Raw genomic sequence first — 19,371 nt, 5'->3', positions numbered from 1 at the left:
GTTTCCCGTCTTCACCATGCTGTATAGAAAAAAGTCTGGATTCCAATTTGCATGACAATATGGAGTATCTGCTTCTTTCATCCCAGTGGGATCTTTTATTCCATTTTATCAACAGTTTGTTTTGCAGTATCAAACAATTTTAATCCTATAATCCCGAATGTAACTAAAATAAAGCATATTACTTCGAATAAATTAACTGGTTCATCAAATAGGTAAACTCCAAGTATCGAAGCTCCTATAGCGCCCACTCCAGTCCAAATTGCATAGCATACTCCGATAGGTATAGAACGTGTAGCGAGCGAAAGTAAATATGTACTAAGAGCCATGGAGAGTATGCTAATTATTGATGGTACGAGATGAGTAAATCCATAACTATGCTTAAGTGTTATGACCCAGAACACTTCAATTAGTGACGATAAGAGTAAATATATCCAATTCATGCATAAACTTTAGGTTTAAATAGAGAGCTTTAGCCCTATGGTTCCTATTACAATTAAAACGATACATAAAACTTGAGATAAATTAATATTCTCTGTGAAAGTGGTTGCACCAATTATAGTTATTCCAATTGTGCATATTCCAGAGGAAACTGCATAGCATACTCTAATAGGTAGAAAGCATGCTGCAAGAGATAAAAAATAAATGCTAATGATCATAATTACCAATGTTGCAATCGAAGGCACAACCTTAGTAAAACTGTTACTAAACTTTAGCGTTACAGCCCACAGTATCTCTAGGATACTAGACAGCAACAAATATAACCAGCACATTTTCGTAACATTTCAATCTTGTATTGTAACAGAAATTGTTAGTTAAAACTACACTAAAGTGCAATAAATCTCTCTTTCGAAATTGCTTTAATATCAAACTTAAAATAACATCCTAAAAAACTTTTCTACGAAATTCAATTCCTGCACGTCATTTGCTGCATAAAGTGGTGTAGTTTGTTGCTCAATACCTGGTATTTCTACAAAAACTTTGCCCACTTCTTGACCTTTTTTAATGGGTGCAGGTATCATATCTTTATATTCAATACGCACCTTAATTTGGTCATGCAATTTGCGGTTGTAAGTTATGGTAACATCGTTTGTAACTGTAATAGGCACTTTTCTATCTTTTCCATAGAGAACATTTACTTCCTCAACTACGCTGTCTTTAACGAATATTTTCTTAGTGTTAAAATGATTTAAGGAGTATTGTATCAATCTTTTTGCTTCTTCTATTCGCTCTTTCTCAGTGTTTAAACCATTTACGACAGCAAAAATTCTCCTATCATTTCGTTTTGCAGATGCTACAATGCCGTAACCACCAGCATTTGTATAACCGGTTTTTAAGCCATCAACCCCAATATCGTGAAAAAGTAGAAGATTTTTATTCTTTTGTACAATTTCATTATATGTCAAATATTGTTCGGAAAATAAATCATAATATTCAGGAAAATCGGTGAAAATCCTTTTTGCCAGCATTACCAAGTCTTTTGCGTTCATAAAATGATCTTCATCTGGCCACCCGCTTGAGTTGACAAAATGACTGTCATTCAGATTCAAATTTTGTGCAACTTCATTCATTTCAGCCACAAAATTCTCTTCTGATCCTGCAATGCCCTCGGCTAGTGTTATGCAGGCATCATTGCCTGAGACTATTGTAATTCCTTCAAGTAATTCCCTCACCGTAACGGATTGACCTTCTTTCAAAAACATAGAAGAGCCTCTCCTTTCCCACGCTTTTCTACTTACTCGAAATTTATCCTCCATGTGTATTATTCCAGCTTTTAGATAATCGAAGGTTATGTATAAAGTCATTAACTTGCTCATTGAAGATGGGGCCATTTTTTCATCGGAATTATGGTCAAAAATGAACGAGTCTGAAGCTAAATCTAAGACTACTGCTTGCTTTGCTTTGGTTCTAAACTGGTATGAGTATGAAGAAAAAGGAAGTATAAAAACTAATAGCAAAATTACCAATCTGCTTAACATATTTATAATTTTAAATTTACAGTGCACTAATTAATAGTATGATTTTACAGGGGCATTTCAATAGATCTCTTGCATAAAAATTCCTTGACAAACTCCGCCAGCCCCCTTATCATGAAACTGAAGCTATTTATTTATCTTCTCTGTACAGATTAAATGACAAAAAAACTCACGTATCTGGCGTCTCATGTTTAATTTTTTGCACTATGTGCACCTTATGTCTTTATAAAATTTCTAGGTTTTTACCTAATATAAGCTAAAATGCGCTTATAAAGCATTTAAAACATAAAAAAACGCCAACTTAAAAAATGGATAGTGAATAACTAGCTACCCTAGGGTTTCTTTTGCCTTTTTTTCTGTTTAGTAAATTTCTTAAACATTTATGACTAAAGGTTAGTTGTATTAAAAAGCAGCTAAATCGCGGTTATTAAGCGTTTAGAATAAAAAAACGCCATACTTGAAAGTATAATGTAAGTAATTAGCCAACCACGGGGCTTCTTTTGCCTTTTTTTTCATTTGGTAAATTTCTTAATATTTATAGCTAACATGAACAAACATTTGAGAGTAACTTCCGCTAGTAGGGTGTCATCCCAGTGCTTGACACTGGGATGACACCATCATAAAGGAATCAGTGTCAGCTACTTTCATGACACCATTCTTTTTCCTGGATCCCAGTGTCTGGGCACTGGGATGACAAGGTAGAGGGCACTGGGATGACAGGAGAAGGAGGCTACTGGGATGACAGCTAGCCTGACAACCGTCATCCCGCTACGTGTTAGCGGGATCTATGCCAAGAGATACCGTGAATGAATCGCGGTATGACGTAGGATTGCTGTCATTCCGCTGCTTGTTAACGGCTGAATACCGCGAATGAATCGCGGTATGACGGTTAAGTATCCCGCTGCTTGGATGACAGCAGATCACCTCTTCACAAAGATTTTATCAGTAATACGCATATCAATAATACTCCAATCGCTGAAAGTAAAATCAGTTGTATTGTGTAAGTGGTTTAAATAGTCCCATGCACTATAAGGGTTATCTTCAGGCAGTTTTACTGTGGAATCGTTATCAAGTATGATATTCCATCTTCTATTCCCTATATAAGCAAAAGAAGAAATGTGGTCTCTTAATTGAGTTTTACTCTCCAACACATCTCTAACAAATTCTAGGTTTGATAACGAGTTTTGTCCTGTAATTACAACAAGATCATCTACTAGATAGTCATCTACGATCACTTTACCTTCAAAATCAATTACCGAGGTTTTGTTATTATCTTTCCAGAGAGCAAACGGTTTATGCTCATCTATATTAATGTGTAGAGTATTGGGCAAAATTCTGTGAACTCTTACGTGTTTTATCCACCTGCTTACGGATTGTATGTTACCGGCAAGTTTTGAAAGTGATATATACAGGATAGGTTGCGTTCTATCTGTCAAACTTAGAATATCCTTTTTGTTTGTAAATTTATTGCCGCTCACGACTACTTCGTCGATTGAAAATCCACTACTGAGTAATAAACTAGATAGGCAGTCATTATACCAAGTAAAGTAGTAATTAAATCGATTTATTATTTTATCAAGTGAGCTGTAAAGTATTAGCGTAAGAAAAAGTGCTGTGATAATAACCAAGGCACACTTACGCAAAAAACTCCTTTGGCTTCTAGTAATACTGCTCAACATGACTTAAATCCCTAATATTTTTGTGCTGCAAACTATCTTCAATAATAATTTTAACTAATTCATTAAAATTGATTCCTTTTGCCAATTTTGCAATTTCTGGCACTAACGATAACTCAGTAAAGCCAGGATGTGTATTAATCTCAAGCATTTTTAAAGTGTTATTTTTGGGATTATAACGGAAATCTGAGCGGGAAATAGTTTTGCATCCTAAAAATTGATGAACTTTCAGTGCGTGTTCCAAGGTCATTTTATATATATTGTTAGGAATTTCAGCAGGAAATATATGTTCTGCAAATCCATCTGTATACTTTGCTTCATAATCATAGAATTTATTTTTTGGTCGTACTTCTATAGTGCCAATTGCTTCATCCAGCAATACAGCAGTATGTAACTCTATGCCCGGTATGTATTCTTCTACGATCATCTTTTCCATTATAGTAGAACTATTATCTTTCAGTTCTAAGTAATCCTCGTGCGAGAAAATTATGTACACTCCAATACTTGAACCTTCATTAATTGGTTTTAAGACGTACGGATAATCGATTTTAATATTATTTTTTAGTACATCTTCTCGGCTAATTACATAACCTTTTGGAGTATCAATACTAAGGGACCGAAATATATGCTTTGACATCACTTTATTCATAGCAACAGCAGAAGCCATAACTCCTGAGTGTGTATATTTTATACCTAAAATCTCCAATAAACCTTGAATGCAGCCATCTTCACCATAAGGTCCATGCAGAGCAATAAAAGCAAGCTCAGGATTAATTTTTCTAAGCTTTTCAGCAACGTTGCTGTCAACATCTATTTCTATTGCATTATATGAAAGGCTATCGAGCGCTTTCTTTACTGCTTTTCCGCTCATAAGCGACACTTCTCTCTCACAAGAAAATCCACCACTTAAAATTGCTATAGTTGGAATCATGGGCATTCTATGTTTTACTACATAGCATATATAAAAGATGCTCTTATCTTCAATAGAAAAAACGCTTTGAAAAATTCTATAGCTCTATCCTATGCACAACTGTACGAACGTTTGTTTTGTTAAGATACAACAAATGGTGTCATCCCAGTGCCCTGACTACTTGGATCCAGGATTTTGATTAGCACTAAGTTGGTGAGCATATAAAGTGTTATGTTAAAATATAACGTTTTTACGGAAAGTCTGGATTCCAGTGTCTGGGCACTGGAATGACACCATTCTTTTTTCTGGATCCCAGTGTCAGGGACTGGGATGACATCATAGAAGGCTACTCGGATGACATCATAGAGGCCACTGGGATGACATCATAGAGGCACTGCCCTTTTGGATGGAAACCAGTGTCAGCTACTTGCATGACACCATCTGCCACCTGCAAATTGCAATGTTCGTACGATTGTGCGTCACGCGCTGGAATGACAAAGAAGAGTGAGTTGCTAGTTTTTCATATGGTTATGCAAGGAGTCTGATCTTTTTCTTTGTTAATATTATTCTAAATTTTCATCAAAATAAGTTGTTTTATCCTTTTTTTCCTTATACTCTTCTGCAGTATAGAGAGGTTGTTTTTTAGCTGTGATATTTGGCCATTTTTGTGAGTATTCTACGTTTATGTTGTAAAATGACTTGAAAGTTTTTTGTTCGCTGCTCAGCAACTCTTCATCTAGTTCTAAAATATCTTTTATGGAATCATCAGTTACAATTGCATCCACCGGACACTCAGGTATGCACACTCCGCAATCAATACATTCATCTGGATTAATCACGAGCATGTTTTTACCTTCATAGAAGCAGTCAACGGGACATACTTCCACACAGTCCGTATATTTACATTTTATGCATTTATCTGTAACAAAATGCGTCATAAAACACTGTATATTTGCATTATCTTGGGTACACTAAATTGATAAGAAATTCAAGCCTTTTATGAAGATAAATAAATTGAACAACAAAGAATTAGAAGTATGGTTAAGCTTGGCTAGAACTATAGGACCAATAAAGTTTTTTAGTATACTAAGAACACATGGATCGCTAGATGAGGTGTTGAAATATCTCAATAGGGTGGCTAATAATAAGGTGTATGGCATTCAAGATGCACGAGAAGAAATCAATAATGCAGAAAGAATTGGAGCTAAAATTATACCTGCATGTGACCCAGATTACCCTGATCTTTTAAGAAATATCTCTAATTGTCCTCCTGTAATAACTGCGTTTGGTGATATATCATTATTAAGCCGTGAGATAATTGCAATAATCGGTGGGCGTAACTCTTCGATGAATGGAAGAAATTTTGCCAATAAGTTGGCACTTGATTTAAGCGAAGCTGGTTTTATTATCGTTTCTGGACTTGCAAAAGGAATCGATACTGCAGCAAACAGTGTAATATACAAAAATCATCCCACTATTGCTGTTACAGCAAGCGGAATTGATGTGGTGTATCCAAAAGAGAATTTTGATCTATACAAAAAAATCACTGGGAATGGTGGTTTAGTAATTACTGAGCTTCCATTTGCTACTAAACCAAAGCCTCAATATTTTCCTCAAAGGAATCGAATTATATCTGGCCTATCGCTGGGTGTTGCAGTGATTGAAGCATCGAAACGTTCTGGCTCTCTAATAACAGCAGATTTTGCTTTAAATCAAGGGAGAGAGGTGTTTGCAGTTTCTGGTTTCCCTTTAGATTCACGCTGTAGTGGTAGTAATTATTTAATTAAAAACGGTGCTAAGCTTATCGAATCCGCTGATGACATAATAGAGAGTATTAGGTTTAGTTTACCTCCGCAGCAAAAAAACCTATTTGATGTTGAGCACCATTTTGTTAACCAAAAACAAGAAAAATTACAACAGGCAAAATCTGTTATAGTTGATCATATTAACTCTGTACCTGTTGATATAGATGAACTTATATTAGCAAGCGGACTTTCTACCAACATAGCTCTAATGGCTCTTTTGGAACTAGAGTTGGAAAACAAAATAGAGCGTTCACCGGGGAATAAAATATCGTTAATTTTCTAGATTACTTTAGCTATGTCGTTTTACTAGATGCTCGTACAGATATATACTTGATACTGAAATGATGCCATTTGTCATAGGATTCTTAGTTACTGATTTTAGAATTGATAAGAGAAAACTTTTTTTCAACCTGTTGTATGATTTTATAAAAGTGATCGAAATCTAAGCTTGCACTGCCAATTAAAACTCCTGATAAATTTGAAATATTTAACAAATTTTCTATATTTTCTGAACTGACTGAACCACCATATATAATGTGTTTTTTACTAGTACACAATTTTATTACCTCTATCACCTCAGCAATTGTATCATTATTTGGCACATGACCTGTGCCTATTGCCCATATTGGCTCATATGCTACGGTATATTCACCGTGTGTTGGCAAGCGGTTTTTGCATTGATATTCTATTACTTCTTTTGTTTTTTCATTCTTATAATCTTCTGAATTTTCACCTACACAGATAATTGGGTGTAAGCCTGATTCTATTGCTATTTCTGACTTAAGTTTTATTTCACTATCTTTTTCATTGGCCCTTTCAGAATGCCCAAGTATTACGTAAGTACACCCTAGTTCTTTTAACATTTCTGCGCTAATTTCACCTGTGTAAGAACCGAACTTTTTATGATGGCAATTCTGTGCTCCTATATTAATATTATTGTTCAACTCTATACTGCTTGGAAATGACGTAAAAGGAGGGCAAATTACTAATTTAGAGGTAATTTCGTTGCTCTTGTCGTTAAGTTTGCCTATAAAGTCAACAAATGAAGAACGCATTCCATTCATTTTCCAATTTGCTACTATTAAAAAGGACATCAACTTTACTTATATGAGTGAGAGTGCCGGCTGTCGGACTTGAACTGACAACCTACTGATTACAAGTCAGTTGCTCTACCAATTGAGCTAAGCCGGCGTTAAACACATTAATAATATACAATTATCAATGAATTTTAGTCAACTAATTTTTAAAATACTGTATAATGAAAATAATATGAAAAAATTTTTACTGAAGCCAAAAAAGAGTCTAGGGCAAAATTTTATTTTATCGAGTGAGATAACAAAAAAAATCGTCGCTTTAGCTGGTAGTCTGGAAAATTTTAATGTCATTGAAATTGGTCCTGGATATGGTGCATTAACAAGAGAAATATTGGTGCATAATCCAAAGTCTCTACTTTCTATAGAAAAAGATAGAGATTTAGTAAAACACCATGACCAACTGCTAAATGAGCATCAAGGAAAGTATAGAATTATAGAAGCAGATGCACTGCATGTTACAGAAGAAGAGCTGATAGAGCGCCCAGTTAAAGTTATTGCTAACTTGCCTTACAATATCTCGGTAGTGTTATTTTTAAAGTGGTTAAATAATATAAAATTTTTTACGAACTTGACATTAATGTTTCAAAAAGAGGTAGCAGATCGCATTACGGCAAGACCCAATTCTAAAGATTATGGTTCCTTATCAGTGCTAAGCCAGTTACTATGTGATATAAAAAAGGAATTTGATATTGAACCTAAAGAGTTTTTTCCAAGACCAAAAATACATTCTTCAGTAATTACAGTAAATCCTTTGCCTATCCCAAAATTTGCAGTAAATTTGGAAACCTTAACAAGATTAACACGTGCTGTTTTTTCTCAAAGAAGAAAGATGCTGAGAAATAGCTTGCAAAATATAACGAACCGCCCTGAAATCATCTTTGAAAACGCTAAATTGAGTGGAAACGAACGCCCAGAAAACTTAACTATTGAGCAGTTTTGTTTGCTGGCAAATAATGTAGAATGCTTATTTTGCAATAAAATGTATTAGCAGCTATATATTCTGGTATCTCTTCTATCCCCTAAAAACAGTGAGAGCTATACGACAGAGCTACACCAGCTTCTATAGCTCCGCTTCTGTCATCCTATGACTTACTGTACGAACATTGCAATATGGCACATAGTAAACGATGTCATTCCAGTCTGGAATCCAGCTTTTTCATAATCATTAAAACGTTGTATTTTAACATAAAACGGCTACTTTTATACTTAATAAAATTCCTGGATCCCAGTGTCTGGGCACTGGGATGACATCATAGGGACACTGGAATGACATCATAGGAGGCTTGGATGACACCTTAACGATTTGAAGAACCGTCATCCCGCTGCTTGTTAGCGGGATCTAGAGATACCGCGAATGAATCGTGGTATGACGTAGGGAAACCTTTCTTGGGTTAGCTATAGAATGCTTATTCTGCAATAAAATGTATTAGCAACCATATAGCTTTTCTATCTCCTAAAAACAGTTAGAGCTATACAATTAAAGGCTCCTAGCTAATTTTGCCTATTGCAATTTAATTAATTGGCGTATAAGCTTTAAATAAAGCCTATGAAAAAAATGGAAGCTTGTTATTCGTTTGACGATATACTTCTTTTGCCAGCCTATTCTAATATATTGCCTTGCGATGCAGATACAAAAACTTATTTAACAAATAGTATAGAACTAAATATCCCTCTCATATCCTCTGCAATGGATACTGTTACTGAATCGGGCTTTGCAATAGCTATTGCCCAACATGGAGGGATAGGTTGCATACATAAGAATTTATCAATAGATGAACAAGTTTTAGAAGTAAGAAGGGTGAAAAAATATGAAAGTTGGATCGTGTATAACCCAATTACGATTTCACCGGATAAAACAGTTGCGGAAGCAATTTCATTAATGAGAGAGCACAATTATTCTGGCATTCCTGTAGTCGATCAACGCAAGTTAGTTGGAATTTTAACTAACCGAGATGTGAGATTTATTGAAGACCAGAACATGAATGTAAAAGTTTCCGAAGTGATGACAAAAGATAAGTTAGTGACAGTGCGGGAGCAGGGAGTGAATAGTGCCTCAGCAATGAAATTGTTGCATGAAAATAGAATAGAAAAGCTTTTGGTCGTAGATGAAAATTCTTGTTGTATAGGTTTAATTACGGTTAAAGACATTGAAAAATACAATAGATACCCAAATTCATGTAAAGACAGTAAAGGGCGTCTCAGAGTTGCCGCTGCAATTGGCACTGGTAAAAAAGATGGTATAGACAGATGTGAAGCTTTGATCGGAGAAGAAGTTGATGTAGTTGTTGTGGATACTGCTCACGGTCATTCCGAAAACGTTATCAATACCATTAGGGAAATAAAAAAGATGTATCCTAATACGCAATTAATTGGCGGAAACATTGCAACAAAGGAGGCTGCTGAAGCGTTGATTGATGCGGGTGTTGATGCAGTGAAGGTTGGAATAGGACCAGGATCAATCTGTACAACCAGAATAGTTACAGGTGTTGGTGTGCCACAATTCTCTGCAATCAAGAATGTTGCAGAGGCGTGTAGAGCAAGAAACGTCAGACTAATTGCTGATGGTGGGGTAAAATACTCAGGAGATGTTGCAAAAGCTATTGCAGCTGGTGCTGACTCTGTGATGATTGGTTCGATTTTTGCTGGCACTGACGAAAGCCCAGGTGAGATTATTATGTATAAGGGCAGAGCATATAAAGGCTATCGAGGAATGGGATCTATTAGTGCAATGAAACGAGGTTCAGCTAGCCGTTATTTTCAAGATAAAGATTCAAAACTCAAATTAGTTCCACAAGGAGTGGAAGGAAGAGTTCCATTCAAAGGTCCAGCTTCAGGAGTAATCCATCAATTGATTGGCGGATTGCAAGCTGCAATGGGGTATACTGGTAATAGGAATATAGAAGAGATGAAAAAAAATTGTAAATTTGTTACTATTACTGCATCAGGATTAAGAGAGAGTCACGCTCATGATATAGTCATTACACAAGAAGCTCCAAATTATGCTTATCAAACGTCCAATTTGTCAACCGATTCGGAGTAGTCCAGAAAAAGTAGAGAGAAAGTTAAGACGTTTTTGGAGTAAAATAAAACGTTTTTTCAAAATATGACAAATAGAAGAGAATATACAGCAGAATTCAAATTAGAAGCTGTTAAGCTGGTTAAAGAAACAGGTCAAGCAAGTACAAAAATAGCAAAAGATCTAGGTATAGATGGCAGTATGTTAAGTAAGAAAATATGATGGAAAAATGTCTGGAGCATACGCATTTCCAGGCAAAGGCTCCTTATGACAAAGAAAGATTTGATCTAAAAAAAGAACTAACAAGAGAAAGAGACATTTTAAAAAAAGCCCTGGGCAAAGAAAAAGAGTAAAGTATTCTTTTATATAGAAATTGCTATAAAACACAGGAACTATGTAGGGTTTTGTGCTGGTGGTATGGGTTGCTAAGGAAAAAAGCAGTAAAGAATTAGCAAAAGAAGGGCTTCTAGCAGATATTCAAAAAATACATCAAGCTTCTAAATGCAGATATGGAGCCCCTAAAATTCACGCTGAATTAAAAGCTTTAGGCAAAAATTAAAACAGTACAAAGTGTTATGCAAGCATCGAACAGACGAAATCTGTCAAATCAGAAAGAAACACACAAATTTAAGTTTTTAGTAGTTTTCAAGTATAGTTGTACAGGGAGCGCCTTTGCAGTTATGACCGACATTTTCAATGGTGCCTAAGTGCCCGTATGCAAGCATGGTTTTGGAAGGAACGGTCAAATCATTGATGGAGTCATTTAGACTACCTCGGTTAGGAGATTGTACTATCAACCGTTCCAAGCTGAAGCGTTTCCCTATTACAAATTATATGTAGGAGTTACCATGAAAAAAGCAAAAAGTAAATTAGAAATAGTGAATCCTAATGCAGCAGGAATAGACATTGGTTCAGCTGTACACTATGTGTGTGTACCTGAAGGAAGAGATGAACAACGCGTTCAGAAATTTGGCTGCTTTACTGAAGACCTTCATAACTTAGCACAGTGGTTGAAAAAGTGTAAAGTTACAACAGTAGCTATGGAATCAACAGGAGTATATTGGATTCCTTTATTTCAAATACTTGAGTCATACAAATTCGAGGTAAGATTGGTAAATGCACGGCATGTAAAGAATGTACCTGGTAGGAAGTCTGACGTTCAAGATTGCCAATGGCTCCAACAACTGCTTAGCTACGGACTGCTTCATGGATCGTTTAGGCCAGATAATCAGATGTGTGTATTGCGCAGTTACGTGCGGCAACGCAAAAATCTCACTGAAAGTGCATCTACACATATTCTGCGTATGCAGAAGGCATTAATTCAAATGAATATACAATTACACAAGGTTATTAGTCATATTACTGGGATAACTGGTATGAAAATCATTGAAGCTATAATTGAGGGCGAAAGAGATTCTGAAAAATTGGCAGAATTCAGGGACGTGCGAATGAAAAATGATCAGTCTACTATTGCAAAAGCGTTAGCTGGTGACTATAGAGAGGAACACTTATTCACGCTAAAGTAAGAATTTGAACTATATAATATTTATCAAGAAAAAATAGCAGAATGTGATAGAAATATTGAAGCCTATTATAAAACGTTTGAAACAAAGTCTTGTGAAAGCAAACAGCTAAGTAAGCAAAAGAATAAAAATAGCAAAAGTAAGCCAAGCTTTGCTTTGTATGAGGAACTGCACCGAATAACTGGTATGGATTTCACTAAAATTCCTGGATTTGATGTATTAAGTATACAAACCATAATTTCAGAAGTTGGTATAAACCATAGTAAATGGCCAACAGAAAAGCACTTTTCATCGTGGTTGGGACTCAGTCCTGCTAATAAAGTTACAGGGGAAAAAGTGTTTAACACAAGAACACGTAAAGTCATTAACCGTGCTGCAAATGCTTTGCGAATAGCTGCTCATTCTGTAGGAAATAGTAAAAGTGCATTGGGTGCATACTACAGAAGATTGAAAAAACGACTAGGAGCACCAAAAGCAATAACAGCTACTGCAAGAAAAATGGCATGCATATTTTATAGTATGCTCAAATACGGACAGGAATATGTAGAAAAAGGAATGGAATACTATGAAACACGCTATAAAGATAGAACTGTAAAAAATTTGATCAAAAAAGCGAGCGAATTTGGCTACATATTAGTTCAACAAGAAGAGTTAGTTGAGTGAGTTTCTTAGGAGAAAATGGCATTAAAGCCAAGTTTAGACGAAGGTTCAAAAATAAAAAACAGCAAATAAGCAACCGAGTTGTGGCTCCGAACATATTGGATCAAAATTTTACTACTGATCAGCCAAATAAAGTTTGGGATTACCTACATAAAAACTAAAGAAGGTTGTTGGCGGCAATAATTGACCTATATTCACGCATGGTGGTTAATGAGTAACATGATAATTAGTTATAGATTCTTTATTGATGGCCGTTGATAAACGCAAACCCGATAAAAATCTGCTGTTACATAGCGATCAAGGGTCAGAGTATACCTCTCAAAATTACCAATTTCTATTGAATACAAAAAACATCATTTCCAGCATAAGCCATAAGGGCTGTTGTTACGATAACTCTGTTGCAGAAAAGTTCACTTAAAAGGGAGCTGCTTATTGAGAGGTTGTCCGGAAACAAGTAAATTCAAGCATATTCCCTCTTTAACATAACCCTACTCATAGCTAGGTATATGAAATTCTCAGTGGATGTTGTGAGTAAATCATACTCCTTCGATAGCCTTCTATTCCTATTAACCCAAGCAAAAGTCCTTTCTACAACCCATCTTCTTGGCTGTACTTTAAACCCTTGTTCTCTTGTTGGTAGTAGCTCAGGTGGCGTATCTTTGTGCACCCAAAATCTACATGGAGGCCTTTTAACAATTTCAATATCTATGTCATATTCTTCCTTTATGTGATTCTTTAAATTTCTTCCTTGGTATCCCATGTCAGCCCACATTTTTTTAACTTTAGTATATTTTGTTCTCATATTGTTTAATGCTATTTTAATACCATCTCTATCATTTTCGTTAGCAGCGCCTACGTAACAACCTAGTATAAAACCCTGAGTGTCTGTAATTATATGCCTTTTTCTACCCTTTACTTTTTTACTTCCATCATAGCCTTTGATCCCCCCTTTTCTGTAGTCTTTACAGATTGACTATCTACTATACAGGCACTCGGCTGCTCATTCCTTCCTATTTTTCTTCTACTATATTTCATAATTCATTTTCTCAAAAATTCCCTGCTTCTTCCATTGCCTGAACTGCTCATACACAGTCTTCCATAGCGGAAAATCATTTGGTAAATACCGCCATTGACACCCTGTACGCAATACATAGAAAATTGCTTCTAATATTTCTCTTTTGCTATACTTTGGCGGCCTTCCTCCTTTCTTGTATGATACTCTGAAGTGTTTTTCTATTCTTGCCCATTCCCTTTCGCTTAGATCTGTTGGATACTTTTTTCTCATCTTTACCCCGTACTAAAATTTCAGATATTATAGCCTTTTACTTGTTTCCGGACAACCTCTGATACTTCTTGCTCAACAAACCAGAACTGCCATATTTGAATACATAGAAATCTTTTATAACAAATAACGTAGACATTCTACTATTAACTATTGCATTCCTGCACAATTTATTCTCATGATAAAAACGTCTTAACTTTCTCTCTACTTTTTCTGGGTAAGGTCAAATAGAGAATTTTACAAAAATCTATTTTTAACTTACAATCAATTATTACAATTTTAAACCTACAACTTATGTATAACAGACTTATAGTCAAATCTTTTTCAGTATTATGCATCTGTTTATTTGCTTTATACATAACACTGCCAAATTTCTTTGATAATAAGCTTTTTATTTCGAAAAAAAGAATAAACTTAGGCCTTGACCTGAAAGGAGGGGCATCTTTGCTTTTAAACATAGACTTAGACTTCTATTTTAAGGAAAAGCTAAGCATGCTAGCTAACGAAATAAAAGAGACATTGCTAACAAAAAATATTGAATCTAACGTACAAAATAGCGTTATAACTTTAAATAATATTGATGATTATAAAAAAGCATCTGTGTTGATTAATGCGATAAATCCAAATTTAGAGCTAAATAGAAAAGATTCTTCGATTCTCATTTCGTATAAACCCCATTATAAAAATTCTTTGATCAGTGAAGTAGCTGCAGAATCAATAAACAATGTCCAGCGCCGTTTGGACAAACTTGGCACAAAGGAAGTCAGCGTTCAAAAACAAGGGCAGAATAAAATATTAGTGCAGGTGCCTGGAGTAGAAGATACCAAGCAGATAAAATCTCTGCTTGGCAAAACTGCTAAGCTAGCTTTTCATTTGGCAAACACTAACATAGCCAAGGTGCAGGATATAGACCATGAAACCACTGTCATGCTCAAGGATTCTTTAGGTAATTCTTATCCAATATTCCGCAAAACTGAAATAGGTGGTGATTCGCTGGTTAACGCATCAGTTAGATTTGGTCACTTAGGTAAACCAACAGTGCATTTTAAATTTGACAGCATAGCGAGTAAAAGATTCGCAAAAATCACTAAAGAAAATGTGGGAAAACCTTTTGCAATTGTTCTGGATAACACAGTCTTAACAGTACCTACAATACGTGAGCCAATTTTAAATGGAGAGGGAGAAATTAGCGGTAATTTCACTGAAAAACAAGCAAGCGAACTTGCAATACTTTTAAAATCTGGAGCACTGCCAGCACCACTTAAAATAATTGAAGAAAAAAACATTGGCCCAAGTCTTGGAGAAGAATCAATAAAGGCAGGGGAAATGGCAGCAACAATCTCTATTATAGCCGTGGCTTTATTTATAATCATCACTTACGGCAAATTAGGTGTATTGGCCTCTGTTGCACTTTTTTCTAATGTAGTTCTTATATTATCAATTCTCACTCTGCTTGAAGCAACTCTAACTTTACCTGGAATTGCCGGTATTGCACTTACTGTTGGTATGGCGGTGGATGCAAATGTTTTAATATTTGAGCGAATTCGTGAGGAAATCAAATCTGGCAAGAGAGTGGAACGTGCTATTGAAGAAGGGTTTAAAAACGCTATAAAGACAATACTGGATTCAAATATCACTACATTAATTGCTGCAGGAATAATGTTCATTATTGGCAGTGGAGCAATAAGAGGCTTTTCTGTCACTCTATCAATAGGAATTTTATGTTCGATGTTTTCTGCAATCACAGTCACAAAACTCCTGATAGAGTTGTGTATGAACCCGAAGGAACTAGTGCTTTGTTAGTCAACTACCTTCATTCCCACAACGTTATATCCTGAATCAACGTGCAAAATTTCTCCAGTAGTGCCACTACTTAAGTCGCTTAATAAGTATAACGCTGCCTTGCCAACATCCTCTATTGTAACATTGCGTCTGAGCGGAGAATTATTTCTATTCCATTCTGATATGGAGTGAAAATCGCTTATTCCAGAAGATGCTAAAGTTCTGATTGGACCAGCGGAAATTGCATTTACTCTGATATTTTGTGGCCCGAGATCACATGCTATATATTTTACACTTGCTTCAAGTGCTGCTTTACATAAACCCATAACGTTATAATTTGGCATAACTTTTTCAGCGCCATAATAAGATAAAGTAAGTAAACTACCACCATTTGACATCATTTTTTCAGCCCTTTGCGCTAAAGCAGTAAAAGAATAGCACGATATATGCATTGCATTGAGGAAGTTATCCAGTGAAGTATTGACATATTTACCATCTAACTCATTTTTATCGGAGAATGCTATTGCATGCACCAAAAAGTCAAGAGTACCACATTTTTTCTCTATTATTTCGAAAGCGTTATCTATGATTTTTTCATTTGAAACGTCGCAGTGTAATATTAGCTCCACATTTAGTTCATCTGCTATTGGTGATAGTTTTTCTTTTATTATTTCATTCTGGTAGGTGATTGCAAGTTCTGCTCCATGCTCTGAGAGAGTTTTTGCTATACCGTATGCTATTGATCTCTTATTTATTATTCCGGTTATTAATCCCTTTTTGCCTTGTAATAGACTTGTCGTCATAGAACTATCTGTTTTTTTATAATTTGGAATATTAACTAGGCAAAGTCAAGATATCACTATGTTTTAAAACATTTTTTGCAGTAACTTGAAGTCTATAAACAGTAATCTTGATTCTTCTACAACAAAGCCATCCCATATGACATTTTACCTATACCTAATTAAGCATATTAATAAGTAAGTAAATCTTAATATAATCTTATTATACTTATAAATACGCTGTATAGAATGAAAGTATGGATGATTTCATAACTGCAAGAAGAAAAGATGATGCTGTGGTATCTGTTTGTCAGGATAATAAGAAAAAAAACGTGTTAATTTTAGGGCTCAATCAAGCTGCAAGGAATTTGTTAAAATACGAGGAAGGGAATTTACTTAATAAGCCGTTAATCAATATTTTAAGTGCAAGAGCAGCTGACGACATGAAGAATTATTTAGAGTATACCGAAAATGGGCACGATTTACTTGATATATTACCTAAAGTGATAGATTTTTCCTTAACTGATGCTAAAGGAGAAGATATCAGGACAAAAGTAAAAGTTTTCCGCACTGCACAATTTGCCAGTAATAAAATAAATTATGAGCTATTAATACGTGATATCAGTTTGTCCCATAAACTAGGAATCTTTAGAGATAAATATCTAATGGGTAAAAAATATAAAAACCATGACTTATTCGATATACCGGGCAATGAGTCCACTATTCTAGAGTTATACGTTATATTAAATTTTGCCTTTCAACATCAAATTAATGCAGCTATAGGAGTGATTGGCTTAAATAGTAGCTGTAGTGAGACAAATAATGCACTGAAAGTTATCATAGAACATTTTTATAAAAATTGCCGTAGTGATGATTTTCTAGGGTATATTGATGAGAATAAAGTGCTTTTTGTTTTGATTAACTGCGATGTAAAAAGTACATCTAAAATAATTAATCGTATACATTCTGCCATTAATAAGCAGTTATTAATGCAAAAATTACCAAGTGTATCAATAATTTATGGGAATATAGCTCAAAAACAGGCAGCAAAATCTACCAGCGGTGCCTTCTGAAAAGTTGTTTTTTATTTATATTGAGTTTAAACTTAAATTTTTATAAAGATTTAAGTTTATTTATGAAGTTAAAGTACTACCTGGTAGCACTGCTTTCATCATTGTTTTTGCAGAATAGTGCTAGCTCTAAAACAATTTTGGATAAGGAAATATTTTATGCAGAACTAGACGGAAAAATAGATTTGAGATTCGGCTACGCCTTCAACAGAGATTCTTTCAATGCTAAGCCTAAGGATAAAACTTCAAGTTATTCATACTTGCGCTTTCTTTATTTACAGCAAGTTTATCCAAATACTCAAATGGGGGTTAATGTTAAGGCAGGGGTTTCTGGTATTGCAAACCTAAAAGCGTTAGACATAGAAAAGTTAGACATGGAGGAATGGTATTTTATCATAAAAAACCAGGAACTTGGATCAATTGAATATGGTAAAAGAAGTTTAGTTGGTCAGAGCATGTTAATTAACACTTCAAAAATTTATGCAGCTGCTGGAGGAGTAAATGGTTGCTGGGCAAACTATGCAAATTTGCGCGGTGATCCTAAAAAAGATGGTGACCCTGGATATGATAAAGACAAGGTATTTTGGGTAAAACCCAACATTTACAGTGAGTATAATGGACTCGAACTAGGGTTAAAACAATCATCAATTAACTACATCTCCCCTAAAATCTATAACTTTCAACTCGGGTTCAGTTACGTCCCAGGAAAAAATAACTTACAATATAGCAATCTAATTGCTGCTGGCCTTTCCTATAAAAACAGCTTGTCAGATGATATAGGTTTTACTACTGCCTTAACTGGTGAATTTGCAAGAGAAAATTTAACTGATTGCTCAGATGGGACTTCTAAAAATTATGAATGCCGCAATCAATTACTACACTGGAATTTTGGTTTGAAGCTAAAATTGTTCGATCTTGATTGCATTTTTTCGTATGGTAATGGTGGTAAATCTGGTGAGAAGCGTAATCCTGAAACAAATAATACGTATTATATGAATGCAGGTATCGCTTACCGTTCTGATTCTTATAAATCGAGCTTAACATATTTTAGTAGTGGTAGGGATATTGCAGGCGAAGGTACAAACGAGTTAACATCATATGCTTTAAGTCTTGAAAATTCTCTTTTTTTAGGTACTTCATACTATTTCGATATTGTAAAGTTTAGTACAAAAGAGCCTAAAATAGAAAATAACAACTCTGGTTATGTGTTCTTGGCTGGACTGAAATTAAGTTTTTAATATTGCCTCCTTCCAACACTCTTTTCTGTCATCCAAGGTAACCGTTCACAGATTTCCACTTAATTTTTCAATCTCACTCATGGAGAGGCCAGTAAACTTAATAATAGTGGTGACATCAACATTATTAGCCAGCATTGTTTTTGCAACTTCAATTTTTCCTTCCTTTTTAGCATCATCAAGTTTTTGACCTTACCCAGAAAAAGTGGAGAGAAAGAAAGGAGTTTTTTCGGGTAAAATAAAATTTTGGAGGATTAGAAATGGCAAGAGAATATACGGCAGAATTCAAATTGGAAGCTGTTAAGCTGGCAAATGAACAAAGAAAGGTAGGTCAACCAGTTGCAAAAGTAGCAAGAGATCTAGGAATAAGGGATAGTGTATTAGGAAAATGGATGAAGAAATATAACGAAAAAAAGTCAGCGGCAAATGCATTTCCAGATGTAGCACCTTATGACAAAGAGAGATTTGATTTACAGAAAGAGTTAGCAAAAGTAACAAGAGAAAGAGACATTTTAAAAAAAGCCCTGGCCAGTCAAAAAGAGTAAAATATTTTTTTATAAAAGAGC

20 protein-coding genes, 1 tRNA gene and 3 pseudogenes are annotated in these 19,371 nt (G+C 35.0%); 12 read left to right on the top strand and 12 right to left on the bottom strand.

The window, feature by feature from the left end; genetic code table 11:
• Positions 1 to 95: 95 nt before the first annotated feature.
• The 6 genes from AAGD70_RS05430 to AAGD70_RS05405 form a co-directional block, all read right to left on the bottom strand.
• On the bottom strand, positions 96 to 440 hold the full coding sequence (locus AAGD70_RS05430; protein WP_006279756.1) for a DMT family transporter: 345 nt from the start codon (positions 438 to 440) through the stop codon (positions 96 to 98).
• Positions 441 to 455: 15 nt separating this feature from the next.
• Positions 456 to 752: a DMT family transporter gene (locus AAGD70_RS05425; protein ID WP_245611106.1), complete on the bottom strand. Its 297-nt coding sequence runs from the start codon at positions 750 to 752 to the stop codon at positions 456 to 458.
• A 117-nt stretch (positions 753 to 869) separates the two neighbouring features.
• A complete protein-coding gene (locus AAGD70_RS05420) occupies positions 870 to 1,976 on the bottom strand; it encodes a D-alanyl-D-alanine carboxypeptidase family protein (RefSeq protein WP_065095446.1) in 1,107 nt (368 codons plus the stop codon).
• A gap of 917 nt (positions 1,977 to 2,893) precedes the next feature.
• Positions 2,894 to 3,652, bottom strand: a complete 759-nt coding sequence (locus AAGD70_RS05415) for a cell division protein FtsQ/DivIB (RefSeq protein WP_006280710.1) — start codon at positions 3,650 to 3,652, stop codon at positions 2,894 to 2,896.
• The gene (locus AAGD70_RS05410; protein WP_065095040.1) at positions 3,633 to 4,586 is read right to left on the bottom strand and encodes a D-alanine--D-alanine ligase; all 954 of its coding nucleotides are present in this window, start codon (positions 4,584 to 4,586) and stop codon (positions 3,633 to 3,635) included. The genes AAGD70_RS05415 and AAGD70_RS05410 overlap by 20 nt, the downstream gene beginning before the upstream one ends.
• A gap of 536 nt (positions 4,587 to 5,122) precedes the next feature.
• Positions 5,123 to 5,497, bottom strand: a complete 375-nt coding sequence (locus tag AAGD70_RS05405; RefSeq protein WP_063630600.1) for a ferredoxin family protein — start codon at positions 5,495 to 5,497, stop codon at positions 5,123 to 5,125.
• Between the two features lie 61 nt (positions 5,498 to 5,558).
• On the opposite strand from AAGD70_RS05405, the gene dprA reads away from it, so the two are divergent.
• A complete protein-coding gene (gene dprA / locus AAGD70_RS05400) occupies positions 5,559 to 6,647 on the top strand; it encodes a DNA-processing protein DprA (protein ID WP_065095041.1) in 1,089 nt (362 codons plus the stop codon).
• A gap of 82 nt (positions 6,648 to 6,729) precedes the next feature.
• Here dprA and AAGD70_RS05395 read toward each other — a convergent pair whose 3' ends face one another.
• Positions 6,730 to 7,458 (bottom strand): triosephosphate isomerase, encoded by a 729-nt coding sequence (locus tag AAGD70_RS05395; RefSeq protein WP_065095042.1) that lies wholly within the window; start codon positions 7,456 to 7,458, stop codon positions 6,730 to 6,732.
• Positions 7,459 to 7,482: 24 nt separating this feature from the next.
• Positions 7,483 to 7,555 (bottom strand) — tRNA-Thr (locus tag AAGD70_RS05390).
• A 78-nt stretch (positions 7,556 to 7,633) separates the two neighbouring features.
• On the opposite strand from AAGD70_RS05390, the gene rsmA reads away from it, so the two are divergent.
• Positions 7,634 to 8,446: a 16S rRNA (adenine(1518)-N(6)/adenine(1519)-N(6))-dimethyltransferase RsmA gene (gene rsmA / locus AAGD70_RS05385; RefSeq protein WP_065095044.1), complete on the top strand. Its 813-nt coding sequence runs from the start codon at positions 7,634 to 7,636 to the stop codon at positions 8,444 to 8,446.
• A 192-nt stretch (positions 8,447 to 8,638) separates the two neighbouring features.
• Here the strand turns inward: rsmA and AAGD70_RS05380 are convergent, their stop codons facing one another.
• Entirely contained in the window at positions 8,639 to 8,776 is a 138-nt protein-coding gene (locus AAGD70_RS05380) for a hypothetical protein (RefSeq protein ID WP_156518046.1), read from the bottom strand.
• Positions 8,777 to 9,004: 228 nt separating this feature from the next.
• Here AAGD70_RS05380 and guaB point away from each other — a divergent pair, with 228 nt between their 5' ends.
• The 6 genes and pseudogenes from guaB (at position 9,005) to AAGD70_RS07830 (ending at position 13,075) form a co-directional block, all read left to right on the top strand.
• Entirely contained in the window at positions 9,005 to 10,498 is a 1,494-nt protein-coding gene (gene guaB, locus AAGD70_RS05375) for an IMP dehydrogenase (protein WP_065095043.1), read from the top strand.
• 63 nt (positions 10,499 to 10,561) lie between these two features.
• Positions 10,562 to 10,696 carry an IS3 family transposase gene (locus AAGD70_RS05370; RefSeq protein ID WP_007548354.1) on the top strand — a complete coding sequence of 45 codons (135 nt, stop codon included), beginning with the start codon at positions 10,562 to 10,564 and terminating at the stop codon, positions 10,694 to 10,696.
• Entirely contained in the window at positions 10,693 to 10,827 is a 135-nt protein-coding gene (locus tag AAGD70_RS05365) for a hypothetical protein (RefSeq protein ID WP_259349141.1), read from the top strand. The genes AAGD70_RS05370 and AAGD70_RS05365 overlap by 4 nt, the downstream gene beginning before the upstream one ends.
• A gap of 53 nt (positions 10,828 to 10,880) precedes the next feature.
• Entirely contained in the window at positions 10,881 to 11,033 is a 153-nt protein-coding gene (locus AAGD70_RS07835; protein WP_146038203.1) for an IS3 family transposase, read from the top strand.
• A 289-nt stretch (positions 11,034 to 11,322) separates the two neighbouring features.
• Positions 11,323 to 12,660: pseudogene (locus tag AAGD70_RS05360) on the top strand (IS110 family transposase).
• A 244-nt stretch (positions 12,661 to 12,904) separates the two neighbouring features.
• On the top strand, positions 12,905 to 13,075 hold the full coding sequence (locus tag AAGD70_RS07830; protein WP_082941434.1) for a DDE-type integrase/transposase/recombinase: 171 nt from the start codon (positions 12,905 to 12,907) through the stop codon (positions 13,073 to 13,075).
• Between the two features lie 42 nt (positions 13,076 to 13,117).
• On the opposite strand, the pseudogene AAGD70_RS05355 reads toward AAGD70_RS07830, so the two are convergent.
• Positions 13,118 to 13,942 (bottom strand): annotated as a pseudogene (locus AAGD70_RS05355) (IS5-like element ISWpi1 family transposase).
• 291 nt (positions 13,943 to 14,233) lie between these two features.
• Here AAGD70_RS05355 and secD point away from each other — a divergent pair.
• Entirely contained in the window at positions 14,234 to 15,742 is a 1,509-nt protein-coding gene (gene secD, locus AAGD70_RS05350) for a protein translocase subunit SecD (protein ID WP_065095131.1), read from the top strand.
• On the opposite strand, the gene AAGD70_RS05345 is transcribed toward secD, so the two are convergent.
• Positions 15,739 to 16,524 carry an enoyl-ACP reductase gene (locus tag AAGD70_RS05345; RefSeq protein ID WP_065095130.1) on the bottom strand — a complete coding sequence of 262 codons (786 nt, stop codon included), beginning with the start codon at positions 16,522 to 16,524 and terminating at the stop codon, positions 15,739 to 15,741. The two genes, secD and AAGD70_RS05345, sit on opposite strands and share 4 nt — an antisense overlap.
• A gap of 233 nt (positions 16,525 to 16,757) precedes the next feature.
• Between AAGD70_RS05345 and AAGD70_RS05340 the strand changes: the two genes are divergently transcribed.
• Positions 16,758 to 17,573, top strand: coding sequence for a hypothetical protein (locus tag AAGD70_RS05340; RefSeq protein ID WP_065095129.1), 816 nt, complete (start codon positions 16,758 to 16,760; stop codon positions 17,571 to 17,573).
• 62 nt (positions 17,574 to 17,635) lie between these two features.
• Positions 17,636 to 18,808: a porin gene (locus AAGD70_RS05335; protein ID WP_065095128.1), complete on the top strand. Its 1,173-nt coding sequence runs from the start codon at positions 17,636 to 17,638 to the stop codon at positions 18,806 to 18,808.
• 45 nt (positions 18,809 to 18,853) lie between these two features.
• On the opposite strand, the pseudogene AAGD70_RS05330 reads toward AAGD70_RS05335, so the two are convergent.
• Positions 18,854 to 18,985, bottom strand: a pseudogene (locus AAGD70_RS05330) (transposase); the annotation flags it as partial.
• A gap of 80 nt (positions 18,986 to 19,065) precedes the next feature.
• On the opposite strand from AAGD70_RS05330, the gene AAGD70_RS05325 reads away from it, so the two are divergent.
• Complete coding sequence (locus AAGD70_RS05325) at positions 19,066 to 19,350, top strand: transposase (protein WP_038198869.1); 285 nt, start codon at positions 19,066 to 19,068, stop codon at positions 19,348 to 19,350.
• The last annotated feature ends 21 nt before the right edge of the window (positions 19,351 to 19,371 follow it).

Origin of the sequence: Wolbachia endosymbiont (group A) of Nomada flava, from assembly GCF_964027055.1 — a bacterium.
In the GTDB taxonomy this organism is placed as follows: Bacteria; Pseudomonadota; Alphaproteobacteria; order Rickettsiales; family Anaplasmataceae; genus Wolbachia; species Wolbachia pipientis.
The sequence above is the reverse complement of the archived record's forward strand: the minus strand, read 5'-3'. Positions and strand labels throughout refer to the sequence as shown.